Below are 25,277 nucleotides of genomic sequence, written 5' to 3'. Positions count from 1 at the left end.
TCGACTGGGTCACGAGGTTACGAGACGCTCGTACTCGTAGAGGACGCCGGCGAACTCGCCCGTCGGCATCTCGCAGGCGTGGCCCGGCAGCCACAGGTGCTCCAGCCGGACGGTCTGGACGTCGACCCGCAGGTGGCAGGCGTTCCCCGTGTGCTCCCAGCCGGGACGCGCCGTACGGACGACCTCCAGATGGTGCCGATGGCTCTGCACGTCATGGAGCAGGAACGCCGCCAGGACGTGACGCGGCCCGTTCACGGCCTTCGCGAACGTGACCGCAGTCGACACGGCCGCCTCCAGATCGACCCCGGAGTCGGCCAGCTCCGGGAAGAACACCCGGACGCGCCGGACGACGCCCTCGATCTCGATCGGCAGGCACGGGAGCCGCAGGACGGCGTCCGGGTCGATGTAGCCGTGCACCGGGACACCGGCGACGACACCGGACCACGCTCCTGGGACGGCGCTGATGAAACGGGCCTGCGTCATGGTGTTGCCCAGTTCCGCCATAAGCCGCTCCGCGTCGAGCCCACGCGGCATGAACGTCTTGGTGCCGCCGCGCAGTCGCGTGCCGGCCTCGTCCAGGACGGCGAGGTCGGCCCAGCAGGCGCCTGAGCCGGTCTCCAGAACGCCGTGCGGAAGGCAGTCGTCCGGGTGCGGGGTGAGCCCGGCGATGTCCTCCAGCATGGCGCGCGGTGACTGGATCAGGCCCCAGCCCAGCGTCCGGTGGGAGACGGAACCGAGGGCGAGGGAGCTCGCCACCGGTTCGCCGTTGCGGGGCTTGCCCAGCACCAGTTCGAGGCTCCGGCGGCTCCGCAGGGAACCGATCTGCTGGAGGTACTCGTCCAGGCACTCCCGCAGGACGGCCGGGTCGAGGTCGCAGGACGCCCATCCGCCGACGTCCCGCACGTGGACGGTGGTGCCGTCGAAGTCGAGGCGGTGGTAGCGGTAGAGCTCCTGCCAGGGCGCGGACGAACCGGCGCCCAGCCGTCCCTGGGCGCGCGCGATCGCTGCGACGTCCTCGCCCAGGTCGTTGATGAGAAAGTCGCGGAGCGGGGCGTGCAGGGGGTCGGTCTCCACCGCCACCCGCCCGCCATCGCTGCGGAACCGCACCGGAAGCGACACTGCCATTCGCGTGATTATGCCGATAAGCGAAGATCATCACTGGTATGATGGAATGTTCGTTCCGATCAGGCCGGTTCGTCGGCCAGGTACGGGGGCGCGGGCTCGTACTGGATGTAGCGGCGGACCGCCCGCGCGTGGTCGCGGCCGTGGATGCGTCCGATCAGCCAGAGGGCCATGTCGATGCCGGCGGAAACGCCCTGGCTGGTGATGAGGTTGCCGTCCACGACGTAGCGCGCATCGCGTACGACGGTCACGTCGCCACGAGCCTCCAGTGCGTCCTCCGATGCCCAGTGGGTCGCGACCCTTCGTCCCTTGGCGGGGCCTGCGGCGTGCAGCAGGATCGAACCGGTGCACACGCTCGTCACCCAATCGGCCTGCTCGGCCGTCCTCGCTATCCAGCCCGTGACGGACGGGTTGTTCGGCTGGGTTTCCCTTGCGCCGCGCCCACCGGGGACCAGGAGGACGTCCACCTTCGGGTGATCGTCCAAGGTGTGGTCTGGGACGACCCGCAGGCCCTTGGCGCAACGCACCGGCCCTGACTGCTCGGCGACCAGAAACGCCCTGTCCCCTTGATCGCGACCGTCCTGATCACGCAGCATCGCCGATGCCGTGAACACCTCCCAGGGACCCACGAAGTCGAGTTCCTCCGCATCCTCGAACACCAGCAGCCCGTACGTGGTCATGTGAACTCCCTCGCCCCTCTGAGATATTAATGATTGACAGCGCATGGGGATCTATGGCTAACTCTTACACATGATCCTTTGATCCTCCTCCGGTTGAGCCGCCCCGGCATCGCCTCGGGCTCGCTCCCGTTCCTCTCACCAGCGCGCTTCTCCTTGCCTACAGGTCACGTGGCCTGTGCTGCAGCCGTGCGCGCACCCTTTTCCTCGTCGGCCCATTCGCGGCCGAATTCACGCCTTCCCGGAGGTGCCGCCTTCATGCGTGCCATTGACAACCCCGAATCCGCGCCCTTCGTCAACTCCAAGAAGAAGGGCAAGCGAAAGAACTCCGACATCCGTTCGGCCAATTTCGCGAACAACCGCCGCAACGCGCGGCAGATGCCGGCCCGGCAGCTCCAGCGGGGCCGCTGACCGGTGCCCCGGCCCCGGCCCGCTACCCGGCGGCCGGGGCCGGGGCCGGAAACTCCGCCCACACCACCGTGCGCGGCCCGTCCGCCCGGAACCCCCACCGCGCCGAGAGCGCCGCCACGATCCGCATTCCGCGCCCGGTCTCCGCGCCCACCTCGTCCTTGACGTGCGGCCGTCCGCAGGCCGCCCCGTCATCGACGACCTCCAGCCGGTACACCCCGTCCCCCACCGTGAGGACGACCGTCACGCGCCCGCCCTCCATCCCCGACGCGGTGTGGGCGACCGCGTTCGCGACCGTCTCGCTCACCACCATGACCAGGTCGTCCACCGCCGGCAGGCCGGCCGCCAGACCACGCACGAAGCTCCGCGCGACCCCGACCGACCGCCGCGCCCCCGGCAACGTGATCTCGCCGAGCACCACGCGGCCCCGCGGCTCCCCCACAGCACCGCCTCCCCCAGACCGGGCGGAGCCGGCCCCAAGGCCCGGCCCGCCCGCCACGGCAGTTCCCAACGCGTCCTCGACACCCACGCGACGGCCCCCTCCACGTCCGGAAAGTCGCCCGTCACCCTCGCTGTACGGTTCCGCTCCCCCGCCCGTTCAGGCCGCCCGGAGCCCGCGGCGCTCGCTTCGCGCTCCGGCTTCCGCTCGGCCGGAGCGCGCCGGGAGGATTCGGGGGACGTGCGGTGTTGTCCCGGTGAGCGGGAGAGGGAGTCATGAGCGAGGATCTCGGATACGGGTGGCAGAACGAACTGCTGGATCTGCCCGCCTACCTGAAGCGGACCGGGTACGACGGAGGGCTCCCACCGACCGAGGCGACGCTGAAGGCGCTGCATCGGGCGCACGTCATGTCCATCCCGTTCGAGAACCTGGAACTCATGCTCGGGCGGCCGATCGAACTGTCGCTGGACGCCGTCCAGGCGAAGCTGGTCGAGCGGCCGCGCGGCGGTTACTGCTTCGAGCACAACCGGCTGTTCGCGGCGGTGCTGGAGAGGCTGGGCTTCGAGGTCACCGCGCTGACCGGGCGGGTCATGCTGGGCGCGACGGGTTTCCGGCCGACGACGCACGCGCTGCTGCACGTCCGGCCGCCCGGTCAGGCGCGTGATGAGCCGGCCTGGCTGTGCGATGTGGGGTTCGGCGCCGGGCCGCTGGAACCGCTGCGGTTCGTCGACGGCGAGGAGGTCGTCCAGGACGGCTGGGGCTTCCGGCTCCAGCGGGGCCGCACCGTCAGGACGTGGAGCCCCCACACGGCCGGCTGGGAACTGCACCAGACCGGGGAGGACGGCTGGGTCCGGCGGCACATGTTCGCGATGAACGAGACGTTCCGCATCGACTTCGACGTGCTGAACTACTACGTCTCGACCAACCCGCGATCGCCGTTCACGGCCCGTCCGTTCACGCAGAAGTTCTCGTCCGACGCCCTCCGCGTGCTGGACGGGACGACGCTGACCGTCACCCGGCCGGACGGCTCCGCCGAGACGCGCGCCCTCAAGCCCGGAGACCTGCCGGAAGTGCTGGCCGCGGACTTCGAGATCGTCCTGGACGAGGAGGACGCCGCCGGCCTCATCGCGTTCGTCCGCGCCCGCGCGGAGGGTTGAACTCCGCCGTCCGGGTATCGCCTCCGTTCGAGCGTTTGACGAGGAGGATGATGATGGCCGAGACGGCCGAGAACGTTGTCGACCTGCTGCGGGCGCAGCACGATGAGATCCGCAGGCTGGCGTCGACGGTGGAGAACAGCACCGGCACGATCCGCAAGGACGCCTTCGACCAGCTCCGCGAACTCCTGGCCGTGCACGAGACCGCGGAGGAGGAGGTCGTCCACCCGTTCGCGCGCCGCGCCATCGGCGACGGCTCCCACCTGGTGGACGACCGGTTGGAGGAGGAGAACAAGGCCAAGGGCGCCCTGTCCGAGCTGGAGAAGATGGACACCGACTCGCCGGAGTTCCTGGAGAAGTTCTCCAAGTTCCACAGGGACGTGGAGGCGCACGCCTCGCACGAGGAGAAGGAAGAGTTCCCGCGCATCCGGCAGGAGGCCACGCCCGAGCAGATGCGCGGCATGGCCAAGGCCGTGCACGCCGCTGAGGCCGCCGCCCCGACGCATCCGCACCAGGGGACGGAGTCGCCCACCAAGAACCTCGCGGTCGGCCCGATGGCCGCCGTCGCGGACCGCGTCCGCGACGCCATCGGGAAGATCCGCAGCTGATGAGCACGGGGCGGTCCCGGGCCGCCGGGGCCGCCGCCCGGGAGGAGGGCCGATGACCGCAGACGAACACGGGGACGAGCGCGCCGGGGACAAGCGCGACGAGGACAAGCCGCTCGCCGACCGGCGCGCCGAGGCGGGTGCGCCGCAGGACGCGGACGCCGACTTCGCGGACGAGCACACCCCGAGCCCGACGGACCCGCCGATCGCCGAGGCCGAGACCCCGGGCGGCGAGGACGACGGCTACAGCCCGCAGACCGAGGTCCCCTAGCCGGTCACTCGTTGTCGTCACGGGGGTCGGAGCCGATCGTGACGCCGACGACGTCCGGCAGTTCGCTCAGGTGCGCGGCGAGGTCCGGGATCGATCCCGTGCCCTCCAGCACCAGCGACACGACCGCGTTGCCGGGACGCCGCCGCTCGGGCGGTTCGCGCCGGTCGCGGCGCTCGTCCCGGCCGCGGTCGGTGTCGTCCGGCAGGTAGTCGCGGTCGACGTTGACCTCCAGGATCACGAACCCGCGCTGCGTGCACTCCATCAGGACCTGCCGCAGCGCGCCCCGCCCGTCCCGGTAGACGAGCCGCATCCGGGCGAGGCCCGCCGGCCGGAACCGGTGCACCGGCAGCCACTTCGTCAGGGCGCTCAGCCCGTAGACGACGAGGAAGTGCAGGGCCGTCACCGCGACCGCCAGGACCCACAGCCCGCCGCCGGCCGCCATGCCGACCGCCGCCGTCACCCACACGACCGCCGCGGTCGTCAGCCCGCGCACCGCGTCCCGCCGGACGAAGATCAGCCCGCCGCCGATGAACCCGATGCCGGACACGATCTGCGCCGCCACGCGGGACGGGTCGAGCGACACGTTCCCCGGGACGTTCTCGAACCCGTACTTGCTGACCAGCATGAACAGGGCCGCGCCGACGCCGACGAGGGTGTGCGTGCGCAGCCCAGCGCTCTTGTTGCGCAGCCCCCGTTCCAGCCCGATCGAGGCCGACAGCACCATCGCCAGCAGCAGCTCACCTATCTCGACGAACCCCTGGCCCGGCAACAGCTCGATCACCTTTTGTCTCTACCCTGCCGTCACGTCCCACAAGCCACGCATGCGCGGGCCGCCCCGGTCTGCTCCGGGACGGCCCGCGATCCTCCGCTATGACGGGTGCGGCGGCTGCTGGTCGGGCGGGGTCCCGCCGCCCTTGCCGCCGCCCTTGTCTCCCTTGTCGGTGCCGTGCGCGTGGCCCTTGGCCCGCGTCGACTTCGGGTCGGTGGCCTCCGGCGCCGGCTCCTCGGTCACCGCGGTCCGCTCCGACCGCCTCATCTCGGGCTGCTGCGGGTTCGGCATGCTCTCGCCTCCTATGCGCTGGACGGGTCGGGACGCAGTGGGTCGTGCCCCACGCTCATCAGCGCGTGCCGCCACTCCTCGTCCCGCTCCGCGTTGGGCGGACGGTTCTCCAGGCGGTCCTCGACGAAGTCCACGACCTCCACCATCAGCTCGGTGTCGCTGTCGGTCAGGTCGACCTTCCGCTTTCGCAGGACGTCCACCACGCGGGCGCCGAGCTCGTCGACCCCCGGACCGGACCCGTCCGCGGGGAATGCCTCCTCACCCGAGGCGTCCGTGAGCAGCCACGTCCGCAGCTCGTCCGAGGTCATGTTGACGAGCCGGTGGAAGTCCTCCCAGGCCAGCTCCGCCTCAGCCGGTATGCGATCGTTCATCGGTAACTCCCTCTCGGCCGTTGATGGCCGCCCTACCCGATGACCGGCGTCGCATTCGTTGTGAAGACGGTTCGGGCCCTGGTCGAGGACTGATGTAGTCCTCCAGGCGCGCGACGGCGAAACCCTGCTTCTCGATGCGCTTGAGCATGTGGGCGAACATCTCTGTCATCGTCTCGCCCTTGAGCTGCTTCGGGCCCCTGAAGTGGGCCAGCAGGATGTCGCCGGGGTGCAGCTCCTTGTTGAGGTCGTCGTACTGCATGTCGTGGATCTGCATGGAGGCCCGCCACATGACGATTCCGTCGATGCCGCACTCGCGGGCCGCCTGCTGTGTGGCCCAATTCCACCGTCCGTAGGGCGGCCTCAACAGGGTGGGCTTCGTCCCGTACTGCTTGGTCAGGACCTCCTGGTCCCCGCAGATTTCATGCTTCTGGCCGTCCAACCCTAGGAACGGCAGGACGGGATGGGTCAGCGTGTGGTTCTGGACGTGATTCCCCAGCGCCTGCAAGGGCTTGAAGTAGGCGTAGTCGTCCTGGATGACGTTGTCGGTGAGGAACATGGTGACCGGCACCTTGAGGTCCGTCAGCATCTGGACGAACCCGGGGTCCTTCTCCTGCCCGTCATCGATCGTGATGAAGACGACCCGATCCTCGGTCGGAACCCGGTCGAAGACCTTCACAGGCCCCTTACCGCCGAGCTTGAGGGGCTTGTCCTCCGGTGGCGCGGGCGCCGGAGGCAGCGGCTTGAGCTTCCACCCCCTCCACACGGCCGCCTCGTCCCGCACGGCGGGCGTCACGCTCGGTTTCACCGTCCGCGCGACCCTGCCGGCCTCGGACGGCTGGCATCCACCCGCCACCGCGATCAGCAGAGCGGCCCCGGCCGCCACACGAAAAGCCCGCACCCCGACGGCCTCCCCCACCCGACTGATCAAAACCTATCGGCCCTCGTGAGGCGGCCGGACGCCGTTGTGCCAGACTCCTATCCGGCGGTCGAGATGAGGAGCGACATGGAGCTGATCCACTCGGGGAAGGTGCGGGACGTCTACGCGGACGGCGACGAGCTGATCCTGGTGGCGTCCGACCGGGTGAGCGTCTACGACGTCGTGCTGCCGACGCGGATCCCCGACAAGGGCAAGATCCTCACGCAGCTCTCCCTCTGGTGGTTCGAGCAGCTCGCCGACATCATCCCGAACCACGTCGTGTCGGCGGCCGACGTCCCCGCCGAATGGGCCGGCCGCGCCATCCGCTGCCGCCGCCTCACCATGCTCCCCGTCGAGTGGATCGCCCGCGGCTACCTGACCGGCCTCGGCCTCAAGGAGTACGAAAAGAACGGCACCGTCTCCGGCATCTCGCTGCCCACCGGCCTGGTCGACGCCTCGCGGCTCCCCGAGCCGATCTTCACGCCGACGACCAAGGCCACCGAGGGCCACGACGAGTTCATCACCTACGCCGACGTCGTGACCGAGATCGGCGACGACACCGCCGCCCGCCTCAAGGACGTCACCCTGGAGATCTACAAGCGCGGCGCCGCGCTGGCCGCCGAGCGGGGCATCATCATCGCCGACACCAAGCTGGAGTTCGGCCGCGCCGCCGACGGCGCCCTCGTCCTGGGCGACGAGGTTCTGACGCCCGACTCGTCCCGCTTCTGGCCCGCCGACGACTGGGAGCCAGGCCGCGCCCAGCGCTCCCTCGACAAGCAGTTCGTCCGCGACTGGAGCAGCACCCTCGACTGGGACCGCACCCCACCCGGCCCCGCCATCCCCCAGGACGTAGTGGACGCCACCCGAGCCCGCTACACCGAAGTCTACGAACGCCTGACCGGCACCCCCTGGACGTCCTGACCCCCGCGACCGGAGCGGCGCTCAGAAGGCCGAGCGGTCGCGGGAGGAGACGATGTCGTGGCCGAGGGGGGTCAAGGAGATCGGGATCAGCTTGAAGTTGGCGATGCCGAACGGGATGCCGATGATCGTGATGCAGAGCAGCACGCCGGTGATCAGGTGCCCGAGGGCCAGCCACCAGCCGGCGACGATGATCCAGATGATGTTGCCGATGAGGGACCCGGCGCCCGCGTCGCGCTTGGGGACGGCCGTCCGGCCGAACGGCCACAGCGCGAAGCCCGCGATGCGGAACGACGCGATGCCGAACGGGATCGTGATGATGAGGATGCAGCAGACGATCCCGGCGATCACGTAGCTCAGCGCCAGCCAGAACCCCGCCAGCACCAGCCAGATCACGTTCAGCAATGTCCGCATCAGCAGCCCTCCCGACGGCAGCACCCACCTACGCCGAGCATAGGTCTTTCGCCGCCGGGCCCGTCCCGCGATCCGCTCACGCGTTGGTCAGAAATGGCCGTCCAGAGCGGCGAGGAGGGCGCGCTTGGGCTTGGCGCCGATGATCTGCCGGACGACCTCGCCGTCGCGGTACAGGTTGAGGGTGGGGAAGCCCATGACGCCGTAGCGGGTCACGATGTCGGGGTTCTCGTCGCCGTTGATCTTCGCGACCGTGAGCCGGTCGCCGTGCTCCGCCTCGATCTGCTCAAGGATCGGCGCGATCATCTTGCAGGGAGGACACCAGTCCGCCCAGAATTCGACCAGTACCGGCCTGCCGGCGCGGAGCACCTGGTCGTCGAAGTTCTCGCTGGTCAGAGTGATCATTCGTCGCCTCCGGGAAGAGGGCGCAGCCCGGGCAGGCCCGCGCCAGCTGGTCGGCCACGTCCGCGCGCAGGCGGATCAGGGTGCGCAGCTCCGCGTCGATCTCCGCGAGTTTCCGCTGGTAGACCGCCACGGACTCGGGGCAGGACGCGCCGTCGGCGTGCCCGGCGCGCAGGCAGTCGACGAACGGGCGGGTGTCGTCCAGCGTGAACCCGGCCGCCAGCAGCGAGCGGATCTCCGAGACGAGCCGCAGATCGGACTCCTCGTACTGCCGGTACCCGTTGGACGCGCGCCGCGCCGGCAGCAGCCCCTGCTGCTCGTAGTAGCGCAGCGTGCGGGTGCTGACGCCCGCGCGTGCGGCGAGTTCCCCGATCCGCATCCGCCCTCCCTTGTGGCCGTTCGCGACGCTATCCCCTGACACCGGCGTCAAGGTCAAGCCCTCGTTCTGGCGGCGGGGCCGGGACGGGGCGCGGGGACGGGTCCGGCGGCGCGGTGCCGGACCCGTCCCCGGGCCGTCACCGGCCCTGCAGGCCGCGGACGTTGTCGCCGAACGTCCAGCCCTTCGAGCCGTCCCAGTTGATGGACCAGGTCATCAGACCCTTCAACTGGCCGTTGAAGTGGTTCCATGCCTGGCCGACGAGGCCGGTCGGCATGAAGCCGCCGCCGGCGCCCGGCTGCGCGGGCAGGCCCGGGACCTGCTTGTCGTACGGCACCCGGATGGTGGTGCCCTGGATGACGAGGCCGTTGTTCAGGCATTCCGTCTGCTTCACGAAGCCCTCGACCGTCCCGGCGGAGTAGGAGTCACCCGAGCACCCGTACATGCTGCCGTTGTAGTACTGCATGTTGAGCCACCACAGGCGGCCGTTGTCCGCGTACTTCTTGACGATCGGCAGGTACGCGCCCCAAATGGAGCCGTAGGTGACGCTGCCGCCGGTCACGTAGGCGGTCTCCGGCGCCATCGTGAGCCCGAAGTTGGACGGCATCTGCGCGAGCACGCCGTCGATGATGCGGATCAGGTTCGCCTGCGACGCCGACAACTGGTTGATGTTGCCGCTGCCCGACAGGCCCGTCTCGATGTCGATGTCGATGCCGTCGAAGTTGTACTTCTTCAGGATCGGCACGACGGTCTCGACGAACCGGTCCGCGACGCTGCTGGAGCTGAGGTCGATGCCCGCGGTGGCCCCGCCGATGGACATCAGGATGGTGGCGCCCGCGGCCTTCGCCGCGCACATCTCGGCGGGTGTGGCGACCTTGACGGTCGAGTCCATGCCGTCCTCCCACAGGACGGTGCCGTCCGACCGGATGACGGGGAACGCGGCGTTGATCACGTTGTAGCCGTGCTGCTTGATGACGGGGTTGTCGATCGGCGTCCAGCCGAACGGCGGGTGGACACCGTTGGACGACCCGTCCCAGTTCTCCCAGTACCCCTGCAGCACCTTGCCGGCGGGCTTCGACTTGACCCCGCAAGTACCGTCCCCGGGCGGCTGAGTAGTGGGCGGCGTGGTCGGCGGTGTCGTGGGTGGGGTCGTAGGCGGCGTGGTGGGGGGCGTGGTGGGCGGCGTGGACCCATCGCACGCACCGAGGTCGCGCCACAGCGTCGGGGTGGACGCGGGGTTCCAGTTGGCGCCGGGCCATGCGGTGTGGGCGACGATCGCCTCGTAGCCGTGTCCGCTGTAGGTGACCTTGTCACCGACCTTGTAGCTGTTGCCCTCGGCCCAGGCCGAGTAGGTGCAGGCGACCTGAGCGGCCGACAGGACGGTGGGTTGAGCGGACGACGGCGAGGACAGCACCACCAGCGCGCCCAGCGACAGCACCAACGCCGCCAAGGCCGACGCCAGCGCGGCGACGGCCGGGGACCATCGCTTGTACGTGATTCTCACGGGGACGACTCCTCCAGAACGGGGACAGAGGAGCCGGTGCAAGAGCCGAACAAGTCCCGCGGACGGAACTCTCCCAGGCGCAAGGCGCAAACGACCGGCATGGACGCCACCAGAAGAGTAACCGCGCCGCCCTACGCCGGGAAGCCCCCGCCGCGACCGAGCGGAATCGACCAGCGCGCCGACCGCGACAGACGAAGAGTCACGAATCAGTAGCGCAGCGTCATGGAGTGATCAAGAATGTGGGGCGGCGGTCGAACCACCGATGCCCTCCTACGAGAAGCCGCAGCGGTGACGCCTTCCACCCCCCAGAAAAGGCGATGGGGAGCGGCCCTTTCGGGCGACTCCCCTGCCTAAGCGTGTTTGCGGTGCGCGGGAACTACCTCCACGCCACCGTCATGTGCGGTCGAGGACCGCGAAGACAACCTTACCAACGTTGTCGGCCAGGGCGCGGATGCCCCAGCAGCGGGCGTACTGGTCGACGATGAACAGGCCCCGGCCCGTCTCGCTGGTCGTGTCTGCCGCCAGCATGTGCGGGAGTCCGTAGGCGGCGTCCTGCACCTCCATCCACAGGGCGTCGTCCTCGGTGCGGCTCAGCCGCAAGATCACGTCGTCGCCCGTCGCGGACGTCGCGGACTCCGCGTGCTGGAGGGCGTTGGTGACCAGCTCACTGGCCACCAGGCACGGCACGAAGTCGTCCATGCCCCACTGGCCCGTGACCAGCCGCACGAACCGCCGCACCTCCGCGACCACCTTCAGGTCCTGCTTCACCACCATCTCGTTCTCCGCCGCGCCCTGACCCATGACCTCTCCTCACGGTGTGTGTCGGACACCACACATTTTGCAAGGTTCCGCTGTATGCTGGTGTTACCAAGTGCAGCTGGTGACGACTGGTGACAGGCGTGTCTGTTCGGCGAGATACCACGGAAGGGAAACTTTGCGATCATGCCCCCGCGACGCCAACGCCCCAAGGAATCCCCCGCCCTGATCGCGTTCGGTGGACAGATGCGCAGGATGCGCGAGGCAAAGGGCATCACTCAGCAGTCCATCGCCGACCATACGAACATCAGCAAGGCTCAGGTGAGCCGCATTGAAAACGGCACCAGGCGGGCCACGCGCTCATTCGTCGAGCAGGTCGACCGTATCCTCGGTTCGGACGGCGCCTTGATCAAGCTCTGGGAAGACCTGAACAGGAACGGTCACCCGGTCCCGATCTGGTTCGACTGGCCCAAGATCGAATCGGACGCGGCGATGCTCGTCTCATGGGAGCCCATGTTGATCGCGGGCCTCGTCCAGACTCCGGCTTACGCATCCGCCCTCCTACAGGGCAACGAGGAAGCCGTGGCAGCGCGGCTCGCTCGCCAGGAGATCCTCACGAGGAGCGATGGACGCACTCCTCCGGAGTTCGTGCTGCTGGTTGACGAGCAAGCACTTCGCCGTCCGGTCGGCACGGCCGAGACGATGAGGGAGCAACTCCAGCACCTGCTTGAGCTGAGCATGTTGCCCAACATCACGGTTCAAGTAGTGTTGGAAAGTGGCGAGCACGACGGCAACACGGGCGCGTTCACCATCGCCACGATGGACGATCGAAGCGAGATCGCATACGTCGAGACAGCCATACGAGCCATCACGACCGACGACCCAACGGACCTGTCCATGCTGGCGCGTACTCTCAATGCCCTTCGTTCACGGGCACTCACCGAAGAGATGTCGCGCGAGTTGATTAGAAAGGTGGTCCAAGAAAGATGGACCTGAGAAACGCCAAGTGGCGCAAGAGTAGCTACACCGCTTCCAACGGCGGCAACTGCGTCGAACTGGCGCACGTGGCCGGTGCGGCGGTGGTGGCGGTGCGGGACAGCAAGGACCCGGACGGCCCCGTCCTCCTGCTGACAACGGCGGCGCTGCGCACAGCCGTCCAGTCCGCCGCCGACACGCACTGACGCCTCGGCGCCACCCACCCCGCCGGCCCCGGCGAGCAGCGGCAAGTCGCCCCGTCCCCGCCCGGACGACCCGCCGCCCCCACGGGCACGCGCTGCGCCCCTCCACCTATCCAGAGGCAACCCTGCCAAGTGGACGCGCCCAATGACACGGCTCGGCCCGCCGGGAAAGATGCGTTGCTAGTGTCAAGGGTATTGCGCAACCTCTCTGACACCATGAGGAGAATTGTCATGACGGCGATGCCAGAAGAGCCGTCGCCCGTCCGTGGCGACCTGCGCGAGGCGTACGCTGCGCTCGATGTGATGCCGGGCTTCCGTGCCGAGTTGGTAGATGGAGAGATCATCGTGTCACCGACCCCCGACGGGCAGCACGAGACCATCGTCGTGGCCGTCGATGACTGGGTACGGGATGTCCATGGTCTGCGGCTGCACCGCAACCTGACACTGATCAGCCCAGAGGGCGAGTACGTCCCAGACGGGATCGCCGCCCCCAAGGGCGCCTTCGCCGGACGGGAATGGCACAGCAAGCCCGACGGCGTGGCGATGGTCTTGGAAGTGACCTCTGGCCGCCCGCGCGATCGCAAAGGCGCCGAACGCGACCGGGGGCCCAAGCGCCGGGGCTACGCCGCTGCCGATATCCCGCTATACCTGCTGATCGACCGGCTGGACGGCAAGGCCACGATCTTCTCCGAGCCGCGCGGCAACGACTACGCGCACAGCGCCTCGGCCGCCCTCGGCGACGACCTGAGCATCCCCGAACCGCTCGAAGGCGTCCTCCCGACCCTCGGCTTCTGACGCGTCGGCCGCGGCGGCGGAGACGTGCGGGTTGGCGTCTGTGGATTGGTGTTCTTGACCGCGGTTTGATGGGGGTGGGGTCGGGGCGGCGTCCTGGAGGTGACGGGGCTATGGGGTCCTTCTGGGTGCGGCTTCTGGCGGGGGTTGCCGTCCTCCTCGTCGTGGTGGTCAGTGGAGTTTTCGGGGCCACGCTCTTCTGGTCCCCCGCTTTCGTCGCGTGGGCCTGCCTGTATGTGGCGATCGGCGTCCTTGCCGAGGCTTGGTTGCGTTGGCGTGAGCGGGCACGGGGATGGGACGTGGCGGACCGTCCCGTTCTGCAGCGTCCGGTCGGATGGTCGATCGCCCTCGTCGTCATGGCGGCGCTGGCCGGGACCGGCAACACGCACCTCACCAGCCTGGCCCCTGGCCTCGCAGTGTTCTTTATTGTCATTCCCTACGCGTGGCGTGAACGGCGTAGGGCTGCGGCTCGTAAGCGGGCCGAGGGCGTGGCCGGTTCGTCCGGTGAGGGGGACGCGGTCTAGCGGGTGGTGGTCAGGCCGCCGGTGATGGCGAGGATCTCGCCGACGGTGTAGCTGGAGTCGGCGTCGGACGCCAGGTACACGTACGCCGGCGCCATCTCCTCCGGCTGCGCGACACGTCCCATCGGCCCCTCACTGCCGAGGTTCGCGAGGCCGTCCTGCGGCATGTTCTGGTCGGCGATGTTGAGGACGGTCCAGGTGGGGCCCGGGGCGACCACGTTCGCGCGGATGCCGTCCTTGGCCAGGTGGAAGGCGATCGACTTGGTGAAGTTGACGAGGGCGGCCTTGCTGGCCGCGTAGTCGATCATCGTGTCGCTGCCCTTGAGGGCCTCCTCCGAGGCGGTCGCGATGATGGAGTCGCCCGCCTTGAGATGCGGGCGCGCGGCCTGGACGAGATGGAAGTACGAGTACACGTTCACCTTGAAGGACCGGTCCCAGTCCTCGAAGGAGAGCTGCGACAGGTCCAGTTGGCTGTTCAGGTGGGCCGCGTTCTGCACCAGGATGTTCAGGTCGCCCAGGTCCCGCACCGTCCGCTCGACGGCGTCGTAGCAGAACGACGCTTCGGCCAGGTCGCCGGGCAGCAGCAGGCACGTGCGGCCTTCGGCCTCCACCGCGCGTCGGGTCTCCTCCGCGTCCGGCTGCTCCTCCGGCAGGTACACGATGGCGACGTCGGCGCCCTCGCGGGCGTAGAGCACGGCCACCGCGCGGCCGATGCCGGAGTCGCCGCCCGTGATGAGCGCGACCTTGTCGCGGAGCTTGTCCGCCGGGCGGTAGCGCTCCGCCTGGTAGCGCGGCCTCGGTTCCACGTCCTGTTCGCTGCCGGGCGGCTGCTGTCGCTGCCCGGGGTAGGGAGGCGTCGGTTCCGCGAGAATCTGCGGATCCGTGCGGTCGTCTCCGTTGTCCTGCACGTTCGGCAACCCCCTGGGCGTCTGTGGCGGGAAGGGACAGGGCCCCGTCACTGCGTGTGGGCGGCTACCCCCGCAGCCATCCGTCAAACAGAACGCCTGTGGACGTCGGAGGGCTCGCGACCGTCAGGCCGGTGCCGCCGCAGTGCCGAAGATCCCTCTGGGACCGGGGCGACGAACTCTAACTCGACTCCAAGAGCGACCGGACGAAGCCCCGGTAGGCGCCCTTCATGGGGAGTTCGCGTTGGACGTGGACACGGCGGCGGGTGGCGACCACGTCGATGCCCCGAATCGGGTCGTGGCCGGGCTTCTCGTAGTTCTCCCACCAGAGCCCCACGCCGCGGCGCTGCCAAGTCGGGACTTCGTTGAAATTGATTCCGCGGGCGTAGAGGAGTTCGTTCTTCCCCGAGACGGAGGTGCGTTCGAGTTCGCGAGTCGCCTGACGGGCGGAGCGGCCCTCGTTGCGGAGCGTCCAGTAGCACCAGCCGTTCAGCGCGCAGCGGGCGGCGTCGGCTTGGCGCCAGGAAAGGTAGTCGACGACCTCGTCCAGGGTGGTCCCCATCCAGATGCGGCTGTCGAACGCGACGGGTTCGCCGGCGGCGTGGGTGAACGCGGCGGTCGCGATGCTCGCCGACAGGGAGACGAGCTTCTCCACCTCGCGGCCGAACAAGTCGAACGACGGGTCGAGCACGACGGAGATCTCGTCGCTCTCGGTGTAGGCGTAACGGCCGTCGAGGTCGCTGAGGAGCGCCTGCGCGGTGTCCGCCATGAGTGCCGAGAAACGCTCGTCGAAGGGCTTGTCGAAGCGGGTCTCGGTGAAGCGGGAGAAGGAGCGGCCGTCCACGCGAACGACCGTCCACGCGCCGGGGAACAGGGTCAGGGAGTGGAACCACTCGCGGGCGCGCATCCGCGACTCAAGGTCCTTCATCGGTCATCTCCTTGACGTCGAACGCGCCGTCGGCGGCGGGGACCACCGTGAACAACGCGTCGAAGCCGTCTGACGGGCGCGGACGGCGAAGACGTTTGAGGGCGGCATAGACGCCGACGTCCGGCACCTGGATTTCGGGTGGGCGGACGGCGTTGCGGCGCATCGAGAGCGCGACGTCCGGCGGAAACCAATAACCGACGATGTGCGCGCGGTGGCGCCGGCCCACGGTGATGAGCGGCTGCCATTCGTCCGGGGACGGGTTCGTGTTGTCGACCGCCACGTCACGGTCTTGTTCAAGGGCCTCGGAAATGAGCCGCAACTGGCGTGCCTGCTTGCGCCGGGCGCCCCTGGGGAAGAGGTCCTTGCTGACGTGGACGTGTCCGGCCAGATGCCGGCGGTAGAACGTCGTCTTCCCGGACGCCTGAAGGCCGATCAGGATGGCCAACTCGGGCATTAGCGTGGCGTCAGGACGCGTACCAGGTCGGCGGCGGGGGCTTCGGTCGTGTTGTGGAAGGACTCTCCCGCCCACAGGTTGACCCCTTCCGGGTCGCCTTGAGCGGCGGCCGCCTTGCGCAGTGGCGAAGTCACGTAGTGGACGTCCGGGTAAGCGGCCGGTGCATGCGCCGAGTGTTCGGTGAGGAATCGGTTGACCAGGCCACGAGCGAGTCGTCCGCTGAAGGCTCGGGTCAGTGCGGTGGACGTGAAACGCGGGTCGGTCAGGGCGGCCTTGTGGACGGCGTTGGCACCGCTCTCCGGGCAGCGGACGAAGGCCGTCCCCAACTGGGCTGCGACCGCGCCCATGGTTAGCACCTCGGCCACGTCACCGGATGAGGCGAGACCACCGGCGGCGATGAGAGGCCGGGAAGTCATCGCGCGCACGGAGCGAAGCAGGACGCGCAACGGCAGTGGCTCGTCGGACGTGTTCGTGAACGACCCGCGATGCCCGCCCGCCTCGGAGCCCTGCAGGCAGAGGGCGTCGGCGGACGAAGCTTGGCGAGCCTCGTCCACGGACGTCACGGTGACGACCACCGTCACACCCTTGGCCTGGAACGCCTGGATGACGTCGGGCGCCGGGCAGCCGAACGTGAAGCTCACGAACGGCGGCGGGTCCGACAGCAGGTCGGCGATTTTCGCCTCGTACGCGTCGTCGCGGGCGGCCGGGGTGCCGGGGGAGACGCCGAGGCGGTCGGCTTCGGGCGCGAGACGGTCGCGGTAGGCGGCGACTTCGGCGGCGTCGATCTCGTCCGTCGACGGCATGAAGACGTTCATCCCGAACGGGCGGGACGTCAGTTTCCGGGTCGCGGCGATGTCGGCGCGCATGGCCTCGGGCGTCTTGTATCCGGCGGCGAGGAACCCGAGGCCGCCCGCGTCCGACACGGCGGCGGCCAGTTCGGGCGTCGACGGGCCGCCCGCCATCGGCGCCTGGATGATGGGGACGTCCGTCCACATGGCGTTACCTCGTCTCCGGTCGGGTGGACGCGGTCGCGGCGGCCGGCGGCGAGGCCGTCCGGTGCGGTTCCCCGGGACTCGTCCTCATGATCCGCACCATAATCCGGTGGGAAGGCCGGGGGCCGACCCGGGGTTCCCTGAAGGACGGAAAGGGGGCGGCATGCGGGTGCTGCTGCATTACGACATGGACCACGCGGAGTCCGATATCGACATCGTGAGCTGCTCCGAGCAGGACGATGCGCGGTTCGCGGAGCTGCTGCCGGACGCCGAGGTCATCTGGCACGTGCTGCGTCCGCTCACGGCTGCCGACATGGACCGGGCACCGAAACTCAAGCTGATCCAGAAGCTCGGCACCGGGGTCAACACGATCGACCTGGACGCGGCCGAGGAACGCGGGATCGCCGTCGCGAACATGCCGGGGCAGAACGCGCAGGCCGTCGCGGAGACGTCGCTGCTGCTGATGCTCGCGGCGCTGCGCAGGGTCGTCCCGTTCGACGCGCGGACGCGGCGCGGCGAAGGCTGGCCCGCCGACCGCGGCCTCGTCGGCGGGGAGATCGCCGGACGGACGGTCGGGCTCCTCGGCGGCGGTGAGATCGCCACGCTGCTGCGCGGCATGCTGGAGGCGATTGGCGCGAACGTCCTCTACACGTCACGGCGCCCGCGCCGCGACGACCCGGCCTGGCGGGAGCTGGACGACCTGCTGCGGGCGAGCGACATCGTGTCGGTGCACATTCCGCTGACCGACGAGACGCACCATCTGCTCGACGCCGAGAGGCTCGCACTGCTGCCGAAGGGCGCGGTCGTCGTGAACACGGCGCGCGGGGCGGTCATCGATGAGGCGGCGCTGGTGGACGCGCTGACGTCGGGGCGGCTGGGCGGCGCCGGGCTCGACGTGTTCGAGACCGAACCGGTGGACGCGTCCAATCCGCTCCTGGCCTTGGACAACGTCGCCGTCATGCCGCACGTCGCCTGGCTGACCCGCGAGACCTGGGACCGCTACTTCGCGGTCGCCGCGGAGAACTGCCGCCGCCTCGCTCGAGGCGACGGCCTCCTCCACCGCGTCGTCTAGCTGACCGGGACGGTCTACGGGATCAGGACGGGCTTCACGACCTTGCCGGACGTCGTGTCCGCCTCCGCCTCGTTGATCTGGTCGAGCGGGTAGGTCGTGATGAGGCGGTCGAACGGGAACCGGTCCTGCCGCCACAGCTCGATCAGCTTCGGGATGAACGTCTGCGGGACGGCGTCGCCCTCGATGATGCCCTTCACCGTCCGGCCCATGAGCAGCAGGTTCGCGTCCAGGGTGTACTCGGCGGCGCCGACGCCGACGAGGCCGCAGACGCCGGTCGTGCGCAGCGACGCGACCGCCGTCGCGACGACCGCGGGAACGGCGGTGGTGTCGAACGAGTACTGCACGCCCTCGCCGCCGGCGAGCGCCCGGATCTGCCCGGCTATGTCGTCGTCCGCCCCGTTCAGGACGTGGGTGGCGCCGAGTTCGCGGGCCAGGTCGAGCCGCGACTCGTGCAGGTCGACGGCGACGATCGTGGTCGCGCCCGCGACCCGCGCGGCCATCACGGCGGACAGCCCGACCGCGCCCGCGCCGAACACCGCGATGCTGTCGCCGGCGCGGACGCCGAGGGAGATCAGCACCGAGCCCGCGCCCGTCTGGACGCCGCAGCCGAGCGGCCCGAGCTGCTCGATCGGGACGTCGTGCGGCACCGGCACCACGTTGCGGACGGTCCCGAGCGCGTGGCTCGCGAACGACGACTGCCCGAACCAGCGGGTGTGGACGGCCTCGCCGCCGGCGGTGGTCGCGCGCGGCCGCCCGTCCAGCGGCATGGCGAGCATGTTGAGCGCCATCATCTGCGGGCAGGCGCCGGGGTTCGCGGCGTGGCAGTTGTCGCACGTCCCGCACGAGTCGAACGACATGACCACGTGGTCGCCGACGGTGAGGCCGGTGACGTCCGGGCCGACCGCCTCGACCACGCCCGACCCCTCGTGGCCGAGCACGACGGGCTTGCCGACGAGGTCGCCCGGCACGCGGCCGAGCATGTCGGTGTGGCACATCCCGGTGCCCGCGATCTTGACGAGGACCTCGCCGGGGCCGGGGTCGGCCAGGTCGAGGGACTCGATCGTGTAGGGGGCGTCTGCGGCGCGCAGCACCGCGGCGTTGATCTGCACCAGGGGTTCCTTCAGGCGATGGAGTAGCGGATCGGAAGGCGCTTCAGGCCGCCGACGAACGTGGTCGCGATCCCTTCCGGAGTTCCGGCGATCTCGATGGAGCGCAGGCGCGGCAGGAGTTCCGCGAAGAACGCGCGGATCTCCATGCGGGCGAGTGCCGCGCCGAGGCAGTAGTGGACGCCGAACCCGAACGCGAGATGCCTGTTCGGGTCGCGGCCGACGTCGAACCGGAAGGGGTCGTCGAAAACGTCCTCGTCACGGTTCGCGGACGGGTAGGAGAGCAGGACGGCGTCGCCCTCGCGAATCGTCACCCCGCGCAGCTCGTAATCCTGGTTCGCGGTGCGCATGAACTCCTTGACGGGCGTGACCCAGCGGATCATCTCGTCCACCGCGAACGGCAGCAGCTCGGGCTTGTCGCGGAGCCGTCCGAGCTGGTCGGGGTGCTCGATGAGCGCCCGGAGGCCGCCGGAGATCGTCGCGCTCGTGGTGTCGTGGCCGGCCGTCGCGACGATGACGTAGTAGGACGCGGTGTCGAAGTCGTTGAGGGGCTCGCCGTCGACCCGGGCGTTCGCGATGGCGGACGCGAGGTCGTCCGTCGGGTTCTTGCGGCGCGCCTCCGTCAGCTCCTGGAAATAGGCGAAGAAGTCGAGCAGGACCTGGAGTTTCTCCTCGTTGGTCGCGCCCCGCTGGAACTCGTCGTCATCGCCGCCGAAAAGCTCCTGCGTCAGCTTCAGCATGCGGCCGAAGTCGCTCTCGGGAAGGCCGAGCAGCGACAGGATGACGTACAGCGGGAAATGGACGGCGACCTCCTGGACGAAGTCGCATTCGCCGCCGAGGTCCACCATCCGGTCGACGTAGCGTTTCGCCAGTTCCTTGATGCGCGGCTCCAGCGCCCGCATCGCGCGCGGCCGGAACCAGTCCGCGCCGATCGCCCGGATGACCCGGTGGTCGGGGTCGTCCATGTGGATCAGCGTGCGCAGCGCGATGCCCTGCTCGGCCCGCTGCCGGTTCAACTCGTCGAACTCGGCGGTGCCGAGCAGCGGGCGCGGCGCGTTGAGGAAGATCTGGTGGTTGCGCTCGATCTCCAGGACGTCCTCGTTCTTGGTGATCGCCCAGAACGGGGTGTAGCCCGGTGCGTCCACCCAGTGCACCGGCGACTCGCGGCGCAGCAGCGCGAGCGACTCGTGGAACCGCTGGTCGTCCGCGTAGGCCTTCGGGTCGGCCAGGTCGAGGCCCGCCCGCTCCACGGTCAGCGTCATCGCACCGCTCCTTGATCGTGACTGCCGCCACACAGGAACCTACGGGCCCGAATCCCGTTCGGTCAACGCTGCGGGGTCGGCGGCATTCCCCGGACGCCGTCCGGTTCGGGCCGCTAGATGTCGGTGAAGTCGCCGTGGCGGCCGCGGCCGTCCGCGAACCGGGCGGCGCCCTCGACGGCGTCGGCGAGCGAGCCGATCCCGTGCCGGTACTCGAGGGCGATCGCCTCGTCCTCGGGACGTCCCTCCGCGTCCAGCACCGACATGCGGTCGTTGCGCAGGCAGGTCTGCGGGAACCCGGCGAGTTCGGCGGCGAGCGCCTCGGCGGCCTCCCGCGACGTGCCCGCCGGGACGAGCCGGTTCGCGAGACCGATCTCGAACGCCTCCTCCGCGGTCACGGCACGTCCCGTGAGGATGAGGTCCATCGCGCGGCTCGCGCCGATCAGCCGGGGCAGCCGGACCGTCCCGCCGTCCACGAGCGGGACGCCCCAGCGGCGGCAGTAGACGCCGAACGCCGCGTCCTCTTCGACGACCCGCAGATCGCACCAGAGGGCCAGTTCCATCCCGCCGGCGACCGCGTGGCCCGCGACCGCGGCGATCACCGGCTTGGACAGCCGCATCCGCGTGCAGCCGAGCGGGCCGTCCGCCGGGGGCGGATCGACGCGCGGGCTGCGCTCGGTGCCGATCGACGTGAGGTCGGCGCCGGAGCAGAACGTCCCGCCCTCGCCCCACAGGACGGCGGCGCTCGCGCCCTCGTCGGCGTCGAACGCGCGGAACGCCTCGGCCAGCTCGCGCGCCGTCGCCCCGTCCACCGCGTTGCGGGTCTCGGGACGGGACATGATCACCGTCGTGACGGGGCCGTCCCGCTCGATCCGTACCGCCACGCGGCCTCCTGGTCGCCGATGAAAGAACCGTCCCGCCCGACTCTAGAACCGGCCGGAACCTCGCGCCTCGGCGGCGCCGCCGTCCACCTGCCCCCCGGGTGGCGCTTATAGCGTGGTGGACGTCGCCTCCTAGTCGCTGGTGAACGCGCCGTCCGCCAGGTCTTCGAAGCGGTCGAGGTCCTCGGCCGGGGCGTCGATCGCGCGCAGCGGACCGGCGTCGGCGAGGCGCGTCCGGGCGTAGAGGCGGGCGACGAGCGCCTTGCGGTCCGTCCCCGAGTCGGCGCGTTCCCAGCCGGCCTGCTCCAGCAGCAGCGCCGCCGCGTAGACGTCCGCCATGTACTGGGCGAGCGGGAAGAGCCGCGCTTCGGCCACGGGCCTGTCGAGGCCGCGCCACGTTTCTATGGCCTGCCGGAGATGCCCGATGCGCTCGTCGACCAGGCCGGCCGTCGCGTCGTCCCCCGGCGGCGCCTGCTCGACGGCCTGGGTGAGCCTTTCGAGGAACGGTTCGTGCGCGTCCTGCCGCTCGATGGCGCGGCGGACGTCCAGGCACAGGATGTTGTCGCCGCCCTCCCAGATGGGGTTGACCTGCGCGTCCCGGAGGATGCGGGCCACCGGCCACTGCTCGATGTACCCGTTGCCGCCGTGGATCTCGATGGCGTCACTGGCCGCCGTCACGCCCAGCCTGGACGCCCTCAGCTTGATCAGCGCGGCGCCGACGCGGAGGCGGGGCCGTCCCAGGTACCCGTCGAACACGAGCGCCTGGGCGGCCTCGGTCTCCACGATCAGTTCGGCGAGCTTGCGCCGCATGAGCGGCTGGTCGATGAGCGCGGCCCCGAACGCCTCCCGCGCACCCGCGTAGCAGAGCGACTCGACCAGTGCCCGCCGCGCGCACCCGAGACCCATCATCGAGATGCCGAGACGGGCCCCGTTCGTCAGCTCCATCATGCGGGCGAGGCCCTTGCCGTCCCCGCCCTGGCCGGCGCTCGACGACGGGGCCAGCAGGAACGCCTCCGCGTCCGTGAACTCGATCTCCGCGGACGCGACCGACCTGGTGCCGAGCTTGTCCTTGAGCCGCCGGATCCGGACGCCGTTGCGCGACCCGTCCCGCCGCTCCTTCAGGACGAGGAACGGCGCGATCCCCCGCACGCCGTCCACGCCGCCCTCCGACTTGGCCAGCACCACGAACGCCGACCCGTTGGCATTGGACGCGAACCACTTGAGCCCGTTGAGCCGCCAGGCGTCGCCGTCCTTGGACGCGGTCGACTCCAGCGCGCCCAGATCCGACCCGCCCGACCGTTCCGTAAGCATCTGTGCGGCCTCGCCGGACATCTCCCCGGCCGCGAACAGTTCCCGCACCCGCTCCTTGACGTCCTCGGGCGCGAACATCTCCGTCAGCCGCACGACCATGTCGCCACCGGTGCCGAGCGCGCAGGCCATGCCGATGTCGGCCTGGTCCAGCAGGTAGCTCCAGGCCACGCCCAGCGGCGCGGCGTCGACCCCGTTGGCCTTCGCCTCCGCGACGAAGTCCGGACGGGTGAACGAGGTCGCGACGATGTCCCGCCGGGCCGCCTCGAAGGACGGCGGCATGACGACCTCGCTGACATCGCGTCCCCACCGGTCGTACTTCTCCAGCCGCGGCGGGTTCCGGTCGGTCTCCTCGGCGCGCTCGGCGATCGGCCCGCCCATCAGCGCGCCCATCTCCTTCAGCCGCGGCTCGGCCCAGCCGAACCCGTCCCCGAGGTGCCGCCGCATGAGGAACCGCAGCGTGGGGTCGCAGTCGTACCAGTTGCGGCCCGCGGCCCCGCGGTAGCGCTCGGTCGCGTACCGGCGCGCCTTCTCCGCGTCACCGAACGGCAGCCGGTCGAACGGCTCGATCAGATAGGACGTCATGCCTCGACATTACGCTTTTCTGTCACATGATGGAAGTCTGTAAGGCATCGCACGGCAAACGATGAGGTCGGTACCCTCTGCCTGATCAGGGGGGGTGGGGCGGTGTTCGGGATCTTCAAGCGGCGGCGCGAGGACGAACTGGCTCAGGTCGAGGCCGAGATCACCGCGTTCGGCGAGGAACTCGCGCGGCTCACCCTCGACCCGGAGGAACACGGCGCCGACCCGACCTGATGGCCGATTACGGCCGCGTCCTGGACGCCTACGAGCAGGCCAAGGTGCACTTCCTGGGCGACCGGGACCGCGAGGAGGCCGCCGACGTCCTGCACACACTCGCGGAGGGACGCCGCACCCTCGCCCAGGTCAAAGCCGCCTTGGACGGCCGTCCCCTCTGCTTCTTCGACGCCCGGCACGGGCCGTCGGTGAACCGCGTCGCCTGGGCCCCGCCGGGCGGCACCCCGCGCGACGTCGACGTGTGCGCCGCGGACGCGATCCGCCTCACCGAGGGACTGCCGCCGATCGCGACGGGCGTCCGTCCACCACCCGTCCCCGCGCGCCGTCCCCCGGCGCCCCGCCCCTCCCGCCCCGGCAAGCAGCCCGCGCCGTTCAAAGTGGCACCCCCGAATCTGAGCAAGAGAGCCCACGTCAAAGACCGAGGCGACGTGAGGCGGCGCTGCGCCGCCCCAAATGGGACGTGCCGTCGGTGCTCATCGTCCGGCTCCATGGAAGCGGGCAGGTCGACCACGTCCAGCAGGGAAAGGCCGTGCGGCTGGGCAGCGAACCCCAGCCGTTCCGCCTGGTCCTGCCGCTCCCGCTGGAAACCGAATGGCCCGTCCAGCTGCGCATCACATGCACCGGCACATGGTCGACCTGGCTGCAAGCGGGTGACAGCGTCCCACCCCTCGAACAGGCCATCGCGTCACGCGGCTCGTTCATCTGCCGGTACATCGGCGGCGCAGCACGAATCCAGATGAAGCACAGGGAAGGGGGCGCGTACACCGTCACCGAACTGACCCCGGAATTCCAGCGAGGCCCGCGCGTCCTGTCCGGTAAAGGGATCTCGTCCGCCGAAGGCGAGCTGGCGGGCTCGGCCTTCCTCCTCGTGGAGGCGCAGGGCGAGTGGCACATCAGGGTGGGCTGACACCTTCCCGGTAGGGTCGGGGCCAGCCATGGACAGCCCGGAGATCCGCCCGCTCACCGCCCGCTCGGTCGTGCTGAGCACACTGCTCGGCGTCCATCCGCCCCGCCTCCCCGCCCGCTACCTCGTCCGCGTCGGCGACCTGTTCGGCATCGCCGAGGGGACGATCCGCGTCGCGCTCTCCCGGATGGTGGCCGCCGGCGACCTCGTCCAGTCCGACGGCGCGTACACGCTCACCGAACGCCTCCTCGCCCGCCAGGCCCGCCAGGACGAGAGCCGCTCCCCGCAGACCCTCCCCTGGGACGGCACCTGGGAGATCGCCGTCATCACCGCCGAACGCCGCCCCGCCGCCGACCGCGCCGCACTCCGCCAGGCCATGTCCGCGCTCCGCCTCGCGGAACTCCGCGAGGGCACCTGGCTGCGTCCCGCCAACCTCACCCGCACCCGCCCGGACCCGGTCGTCCGCCAGTGCACCTTCCTGACGGGCCGCCCCGAAGAGGACCCGGCACTGCTGGCCGCCACCCTCTGGGACCTGGACGCCTGGACGACCAAGGCCGACGCCCTCCGCGCCGCCTTGACGTCCGCCAGCGAAATAGCCGAACGCTTCACCCTGGCCGCCGCCGTCCTCCGCCACCTGTTGAACGACCCGCTGCTGCCCCCGCCCCTCCTCCCGGCCGCATGGCCGGGCCCCGCCCTCCGCACCCTCTACGAATCCTTCGAGAGGGACTTCGGACAACTCCTCACCACCCAAGTGCTCACCTGAACAGCCAC

General features: G+C 70.1%; 33 protein-coding genes. 13 read left to right on the top strand and 20 right to left on the bottom strand.

Going from position 1 to position 25,277, the window contains the following annotated elements:
* Nucleotides 1-9: 9 nt before the first annotated feature.
* Together AL2_RS02745 and AL2_RS02740 are read right to left on the bottom strand one after the other, a co-directional pair.
* Entirely contained in the window at nucleotides 10-1,125 is a 1,116-nt protein-coding gene (locus AL2_RS02745; protein ID WP_157437977.1) for a hypothetical protein, read from the bottom strand.
* Nucleotides 1,126-1,184: 59 nt separating this feature from the next.
* Nucleotides 1,185-1,802: a DJ-1/PfpI family protein gene (locus tag AL2_RS02740; protein WP_067628773.1), complete on the bottom strand. Its 618-nt coding sequence runs from the start codon at nucleotides 1,800-1,802 to the stop codon at nucleotides 1,185-1,187.
* 255 nt (nucleotides 1,803-2,057) lie between these two features.
* On the opposite strand from AL2_RS02740, the gene AL2_RS37180 reads away from it, so the two are divergent.
* Complete coding sequence (locus AL2_RS37180; RefSeq protein WP_157437976.1) at nucleotides 2,058-2,210, top strand: hypothetical protein; 153 nt, start codon at nucleotides 2,058-2,060, stop codon at nucleotides 2,208-2,210.
* A 22-nt stretch (nucleotides 2,211-2,232) separates the two neighbouring features.
* Here AL2_RS37180 and AL2_RS02735 read toward each other — a convergent pair whose 3' ends face one another.
* The gene (locus AL2_RS02735) at nucleotides 2,233-2,649 is read right to left on the bottom strand and encodes an ATP-binding protein (protein WP_169806463.1); all 417 of its coding nucleotides are present in this window, start codon (nucleotides 2,647-2,649) and stop codon (nucleotides 2,233-2,235) included.
* A 272-nt stretch (nucleotides 2,650-2,921) separates the two neighbouring features.
* Between AL2_RS02735 and AL2_RS02730 the strand changes: the two genes are divergently transcribed.
* From AL2_RS02730 to AL2_RS02720, 3 genes are read left to right on the top strand one after another with little or no spacing between them, the layout of a single operon-like run.
* The gene (locus AL2_RS02730; RefSeq protein ID WP_067628771.1) at nucleotides 2,922-3,803 is read left to right on the top strand and encodes an arylamine N-acetyltransferase family protein; all 882 of its coding nucleotides are present in this window, start codon (nucleotides 2,922-2,924) and stop codon (nucleotides 3,801-3,803) included.
* A gap of 53 nt (nucleotides 3,804-3,856) precedes the next feature.
* Complete coding sequence (locus tag AL2_RS02725) at nucleotides 3,857-4,408, top strand: hemerythrin domain-containing protein (RefSeq protein WP_067628770.1); 552 nt, start codon at nucleotides 3,857-3,859, stop codon at nucleotides 4,406-4,408.
* 52 nt (nucleotides 4,409-4,460) lie between these two features.
* Nucleotides 4,461-4,676, top strand: a complete 216-nt coding sequence (locus tag AL2_RS02720) for a hypothetical protein (RefSeq protein WP_067628767.1) — start codon at nucleotides 4,461-4,463, stop codon at nucleotides 4,674-4,676.
* A gap of 4 nt (nucleotides 4,677-4,680) precedes the next feature.
* On the opposite strand, the gene AL2_RS02715 is transcribed toward AL2_RS02720, so the two are convergent.
* The 4 genes from AL2_RS02715 to AL2_RS02700 form a co-directional block, all read right to left on the bottom strand.
* Nucleotides 4,681-5,454, bottom strand: a complete 774-nt coding sequence (locus tag AL2_RS02715) for an MgtC/SapB family protein (protein ID WP_305790663.1) — start codon at nucleotides 5,452-5,454, stop codon at nucleotides 4,681-4,683.
* Between the two features lie 90 nt (nucleotides 5,455-5,544).
* Nucleotides 5,545-5,736, bottom strand: coding sequence for a hypothetical protein (locus AL2_RS02710; protein WP_067628758.1), 192 nt, complete (start codon nucleotides 5,734-5,736; stop codon nucleotides 5,545-5,547).
* 11 nt (nucleotides 5,737-5,747) lie between these two features.
* The gene (locus AL2_RS02705; RefSeq protein WP_067628755.1) at nucleotides 5,748-6,107 is read right to left on the bottom strand and encodes a DUF3140 domain-containing protein; all 360 of its coding nucleotides are present in this window, start codon (nucleotides 6,105-6,107) and stop codon (nucleotides 5,748-5,750) included.
* Complete coding sequence (locus AL2_RS02700; RefSeq protein WP_083945999.1) at nucleotides 6,085-7,005, bottom strand: polysaccharide deacetylase family protein; 921 nt, start codon at nucleotides 7,003-7,005, stop codon at nucleotides 6,085-6,087. The genes AL2_RS02705 and AL2_RS02700 overlap by 23 nt, the downstream gene beginning before the upstream one ends.
* A 105-nt stretch (nucleotides 7,006-7,110) precedes the next feature.
* Here AL2_RS02700 and AL2_RS02695 point away from each other — a divergent pair, with 105 nt between their 5' ends.
* The gene (locus AL2_RS02695) at nucleotides 7,111-7,944 is read left to right on the top strand and encodes a phosphoribosylaminoimidazolesuccinocarboxamide synthase (protein WP_067628752.1); all 834 of its coding nucleotides are present in this window, start codon (nucleotides 7,111-7,113) and stop codon (nucleotides 7,942-7,944) included.
* 21 nt (nucleotides 7,945-7,965) lie between these two features.
* Here AL2_RS02695 and AL2_RS02690 read toward each other — a convergent pair whose 3' ends face one another.
* The 5 genes from AL2_RS02690 to AL2_RS02670 form a co-directional block, all read right to left on the bottom strand.
* Complete coding sequence (locus tag AL2_RS02690; protein WP_067628751.1) at nucleotides 7,966-8,355, bottom strand: YccF domain-containing protein; 390 nt, start codon at nucleotides 8,353-8,355, stop codon at nucleotides 7,966-7,968.
* 87 nt (nucleotides 8,356-8,442) lie between these two features.
* Nucleotides 8,443-8,757: a thioredoxin gene (trxA, locus tag AL2_RS02685; RefSeq protein WP_067628749.1), complete on the bottom strand. Its 315-nt coding sequence runs from the start codon at nucleotides 8,755-8,757 to the stop codon at nucleotides 8,443-8,445.
* Entirely contained in the window at nucleotides 8,639-9,133 is a 495-nt protein-coding gene (locus AL2_RS02680; RefSeq protein WP_157437975.1) for a MerR family transcriptional regulator, read from the bottom strand. The genes trxA and AL2_RS02680 overlap by 119 nt, the downstream gene beginning before the upstream one ends.
* A gap of 136 nt (nucleotides 9,134-9,269) precedes the next feature.
* On the bottom strand, nucleotides 9,270-10,634 hold the full coding sequence (locus tag AL2_RS02675; RefSeq protein WP_245666269.1) for a carbohydrate-binding protein: 1,365 nt from the start codon (nucleotides 10,632-10,634) through the stop codon (nucleotides 9,270-9,272).
* 393 nt (nucleotides 10,635-11,027) lie between these two features.
* Nucleotides 11,028-11,435 carry an ATP-binding protein gene (locus tag AL2_RS02670; protein WP_067628748.1) on the bottom strand — a complete coding sequence of 136 codons (408 nt, stop codon included), beginning with the start codon at nucleotides 11,433-11,435 and terminating at the stop codon, nucleotides 11,028-11,030.
* Between the two features lie 141 nt (nucleotides 11,436-11,576).
* On the opposite strand from AL2_RS02670, the gene AL2_RS02665 reads away from it, so the two are divergent.
* From AL2_RS02665 to AL2_RS02650, 4 genes are all read left to right on the top strand, one after another.
* Nucleotides 11,577-12,386: a helix-turn-helix domain-containing protein gene (locus tag AL2_RS02665; protein ID WP_083945866.1), complete on the top strand. Its 810-nt coding sequence runs from the start codon at nucleotides 11,577-11,579 to the stop codon at nucleotides 12,384-12,386.
* Nucleotides 12,377-12,571 carry a DUF397 domain-containing protein gene (locus AL2_RS02660; RefSeq protein ID WP_067628745.1) on the top strand — a complete coding sequence of 65 codons (195 nt, stop codon included), beginning with the start codon at nucleotides 12,377-12,379 and terminating at the stop codon, nucleotides 12,569-12,571. Before AL2_RS02665 ends, AL2_RS02660 begins: the two co-directional genes overlap by 10 nt.
* Nucleotides 12,572-12,799: 228 nt before the next feature.
* On the top strand, nucleotides 12,800-13,363 hold the full coding sequence (locus AL2_RS02655; protein WP_067628743.1) for a Uma2 family endonuclease: 564 nt from the start codon (nucleotides 12,800-12,802) through the stop codon (nucleotides 13,361-13,363).
* A 110-nt stretch (nucleotides 13,364-13,473) separates the two neighbouring features.
* Nucleotides 13,474-13,884: a hypothetical protein gene (locus AL2_RS02650; protein ID WP_067628742.1), complete on the top strand. Its 411-nt coding sequence runs from the start codon at nucleotides 13,474-13,476 to the stop codon at nucleotides 13,882-13,884.
* Here AL2_RS02650 and AL2_RS02645 read toward each other — a convergent pair.
* The 4 genes from AL2_RS02645 to AL2_RS02630 all read right to left on the bottom strand — a co-directional run bounded on the left by AL2_RS02645 (nucleotide 13,881) and on the right by AL2_RS02630 (nucleotide 17,163).
* Nucleotides 13,881-14,789, bottom strand: coding sequence for an SDR family oxidoreductase (locus AL2_RS02645; protein WP_083945995.1), 909 nt, complete (start codon nucleotides 14,787-14,789; stop codon nucleotides 13,881-13,883). The genes AL2_RS02650 and AL2_RS02645 overlap by 4 nt on opposite strands.
* Before the next feature lie 178 nt (nucleotides 14,790-14,967).
* Nucleotides 14,968-15,714, bottom strand: a complete 747-nt coding sequence (locus AL2_RS02640; protein ID WP_067628740.1) for a tRNA(His) guanylyltransferase Thg1 family protein — start codon at nucleotides 15,712-15,714, stop codon at nucleotides 14,968-14,970.
* Nucleotides 15,701-16,159, bottom strand: coding sequence for an ATP-binding protein (locus AL2_RS02635; protein ID WP_210748144.1), 459 nt, complete (start codon nucleotides 16,157-16,159; stop codon nucleotides 15,701-15,703). Before AL2_RS02635 ends, AL2_RS02640 begins: the two co-directional genes overlap by 14 nt.
* Nucleotides 16,160-16,167: 8 nt before the next feature.
* Nucleotides 16,168-17,163, bottom strand: coding sequence for a nitronate monooxygenase (locus tag AL2_RS02630; protein ID WP_067628736.1), 996 nt, complete (start codon nucleotides 17,161-17,163; stop codon nucleotides 16,168-16,170).
* 160 nt (nucleotides 17,164-17,323) lie between these two features.
* Between AL2_RS02630 and AL2_RS02625 the strand changes: the two genes are divergently transcribed.
* On the top strand, nucleotides 17,324-18,232 hold the full coding sequence (locus AL2_RS02625; protein WP_067628735.1) for an NAD(P)-dependent oxidoreductase: 909 nt from the start codon (nucleotides 17,324-17,326) through the stop codon (nucleotides 18,230-18,232).
* Nucleotides 18,233-18,246: 14 nt separating this feature from the next.
* Here AL2_RS02625 and AL2_RS02620 read toward each other — a convergent pair whose 3' ends face one another.
* From AL2_RS02620 to AL2_RS02605, 4 genes are all read right to left on the bottom strand, one after another.
* Entirely contained in the window at nucleotides 18,247-19,341 is a 1,095-nt protein-coding gene (locus tag AL2_RS02620) for an NAD(P)-dependent alcohol dehydrogenase (RefSeq protein WP_067628733.1), read from the bottom strand.
* 11 nt (nucleotides 19,342-19,352) lie between these two features.
* The gene (locus AL2_RS02615; RefSeq protein ID WP_067628728.1) at nucleotides 19,353-20,600 is read right to left on the bottom strand and encodes a cytochrome P450; all 1,248 of its coding nucleotides are present in this window, start codon (nucleotides 20,598-20,600) and stop codon (nucleotides 19,353-19,355) included.
* Between the two features lie 113 nt (nucleotides 20,601-20,713).
* The gene (locus tag AL2_RS02610; RefSeq protein ID WP_067628727.1) at nucleotides 20,714-21,481 is read right to left on the bottom strand and encodes a crotonase/enoyl-CoA hydratase family protein; all 768 of its coding nucleotides are present in this window, start codon (nucleotides 21,479-21,481) and stop codon (nucleotides 20,714-20,716) included.
* 129 nt (nucleotides 21,482-21,610) lie between these two features.
* Entirely contained in the window at nucleotides 21,611-23,371 is a 1,761-nt protein-coding gene (locus AL2_RS02605) for an acyl-CoA dehydrogenase family protein (protein WP_067628725.1), read from the bottom strand.
* A gap of 102 nt (nucleotides 23,372-23,473) precedes the next feature.
* On the opposite strand from AL2_RS02605, the gene AL2_RS39700 reads away from it, so the two are divergent.
* The 3 genes from AL2_RS39700 to AL2_RS02595 all read left to right on the top strand — a co-directional run bounded on the left by AL2_RS39700 (nucleotide 23,474) and on the right by AL2_RS02595 (nucleotide 25,269).
* Entirely contained in the window at nucleotides 23,474-23,602 is a 129-nt protein-coding gene (locus AL2_RS39700) for a hypothetical protein (RefSeq protein ID WP_281181564.1), read from the top strand.
* Between the two features lie 460 nt (nucleotides 23,603-24,062).
* The gene (locus AL2_RS02600) at nucleotides 24,063-24,509 is read left to right on the top strand and encodes a hypothetical protein (protein ID WP_157437974.1); all 447 of its coding nucleotides are present in this window, start codon (nucleotides 24,063-24,065) and stop codon (nucleotides 24,507-24,509) included.
* A 28-nt stretch (nucleotides 24,510-24,537) separates the two neighbouring features.
* Complete coding sequence (locus AL2_RS02595) at nucleotides 24,538-25,269, top strand: PaaX family transcriptional regulator C-terminal domain-containing protein (protein WP_067628722.1); 732 nt, start codon at nucleotides 24,538-24,540, stop codon at nucleotides 25,267-25,269.
* Nucleotides 25,270-25,277: the final 8 nt, after the last annotated feature.

Origin of the sequence: Actinomadura latina NBRC 106108 (assembly GCF_001552195.1) — a bacterium.
Lineage (GTDB): Bacteria > Actinomycetota > Actinomycetes > Streptosporangiales > Streptosporangiaceae > Spirillospora > Spirillospora latina.
Note: the sequence above shows the minus strand (reverse complement) of the source record. Positions and strands in the feature narration are given on the sequence as shown.

Excerpts from the sequence above, each read along its gene's own strand:
- AL2_RS02710 (WP_067628758.1), bottom strand. The coding sequence starts at position 5,736 with ATGCCGAACCCGCAGCAGCCCGAGATGAGGCGGTCGGAGCGGACCGCG.
- trxA (WP_067628749.1), bottom strand. The coding sequence starts at position 8,757 with ATGATCACTCTGACCAGCGAGAACTTCGACGACCAGGTGCTCCGCGCC.
- AL2_RS02615 (WP_067628728.1), bottom strand. The coding sequence starts at position 20,600 with ATGACGCTGACCGTGGAGCGGGCGGGCCTCGACCTGGCCGACCCGAAG.
- AL2_RS02740 (WP_067628773.1), bottom strand. The coding sequence starts at position 1,802 with ATGACCACGTACGGGCTGCTGGTGTTCGAGGATGCGGAGGAACTCGAC.
- AL2_RS02625 (WP_067628735.1), top strand. The coding sequence starts at position 17,324 with ATGCGGGTGCTGCTGCATTACGACATGGACCACGCGGAGTCCGATATC.
- AL2_RS02650 (WP_067628742.1), top strand. The coding sequence starts at position 13,474 with ATGGGGTCCTTCTGGGTGCGGCTTCTGGCGGGGGTTGCCGTCCTCCTC.
- AL2_RS02690 (WP_067628751.1), bottom strand. The coding sequence starts at position 8,355 with ATGCGGACATTGCTGAACGTGATCTGGCTGGTGCTGGCGGGGTTCTGG.
- AL2_RS02730 (WP_067628771.1), top strand. The coding sequence starts at position 2,922 with ATGAGCGAGGATCTCGGATACGGGTGGCAGAACGAACTGCTGGATCTG.
- AL2_RS02725 (WP_067628770.1), top strand. The coding sequence starts at position 3,857 with ATGGCCGAGACGGCCGAGAACGTTGTCGACCTGCTGCGGGCGCAGCAC.
- AL2_RS02670 (WP_067628748.1), bottom strand. The coding sequence starts at position 11,435 with ATGGGTCAGGGCGCGGCGGAGAACGAGATGGTGGTGAAGCAGGACCTG.
- AL2_RS02595 (WP_067628722.1), top strand. The coding sequence starts at position 24,538 with ATGGACAGCCCGGAGATCCGCCCGCTCACCGCCCGCTCGGTCGTGCTG.
- AL2_RS02660 (WP_067628745.1), top strand. The coding sequence starts at position 12,377 with ATGGACCTGAGAAACGCCAAGTGGCGCAAGAGTAGCTACACCGCTTCC.
- AL2_RS02655 (WP_067628743.1), top strand. The coding sequence starts at position 12,800 with ATGACGGCGATGCCAGAAGAGCCGTCGCCCGTCCGTGGCGACCTGCGC.
- AL2_RS02665 (WP_083945866.1), top strand. The coding sequence starts at position 11,577 with ATGCCCCCGCGACGCCAACGCCCCAAGGAATCCCCCGCCCTGATCGCG.
- AL2_RS02705 (WP_067628755.1), bottom strand. The coding sequence starts at position 6,107 with ATGAACGATCGCATACCGGCTGAGGCGGAGCTGGCCTGGGAGGACTTC.
- AL2_RS02630 (WP_067628736.1), bottom strand. The coding sequence starts at position 17,163 with ATGTGGACGGACGTCCCCATCATCCAGGCGCCGATGGCGGGCGGCCCG.
- AL2_RS37180 (WP_157437976.1), top strand. The coding sequence starts at position 2,058 with ATGCGTGCCATTGACAACCCCGAATCCGCGCCCTTCGTCAACTCCAAG.
- AL2_RS02745 (WP_157437977.1), bottom strand. The coding sequence starts at position 1,125 with ATGGCAGTGTCGCTTCCGGTGCGGTTCCGCAGCGATGGCGGGCGGGTG.
- AL2_RS02680 (WP_157437975.1), bottom strand. The coding sequence starts at position 9,133 with ATGCGGATCGGGGAACTCGCCGCACGCGCGGGCGTCAGCACCCGCACG.
- AL2_RS02640 (WP_067628740.1), bottom strand. The coding sequence starts at position 15,714 with ATGAAGGACCTTGAGTCGCGGATGCGCGCCCGCGAGTGGTTCCACTCC.
- AL2_RS02605 (WP_067628725.1), bottom strand. The coding sequence starts at position 23,371 with ATGACGTCCTATCTGATCGAGCCGTTCGACCGGCTGCCGTTCGGTGAC.
- AL2_RS02720 (WP_067628767.1), top strand. The coding sequence starts at position 4,461 with ATGACCGCAGACGAACACGGGGACGAGCGCGCCGGGGACAAGCGCGAC.
- AL2_RS02695 (WP_067628752.1), top strand. The coding sequence starts at position 7,111 with ATGGAGCTGATCCACTCGGGGAAGGTGCGGGACGTCTACGCGGACGGC.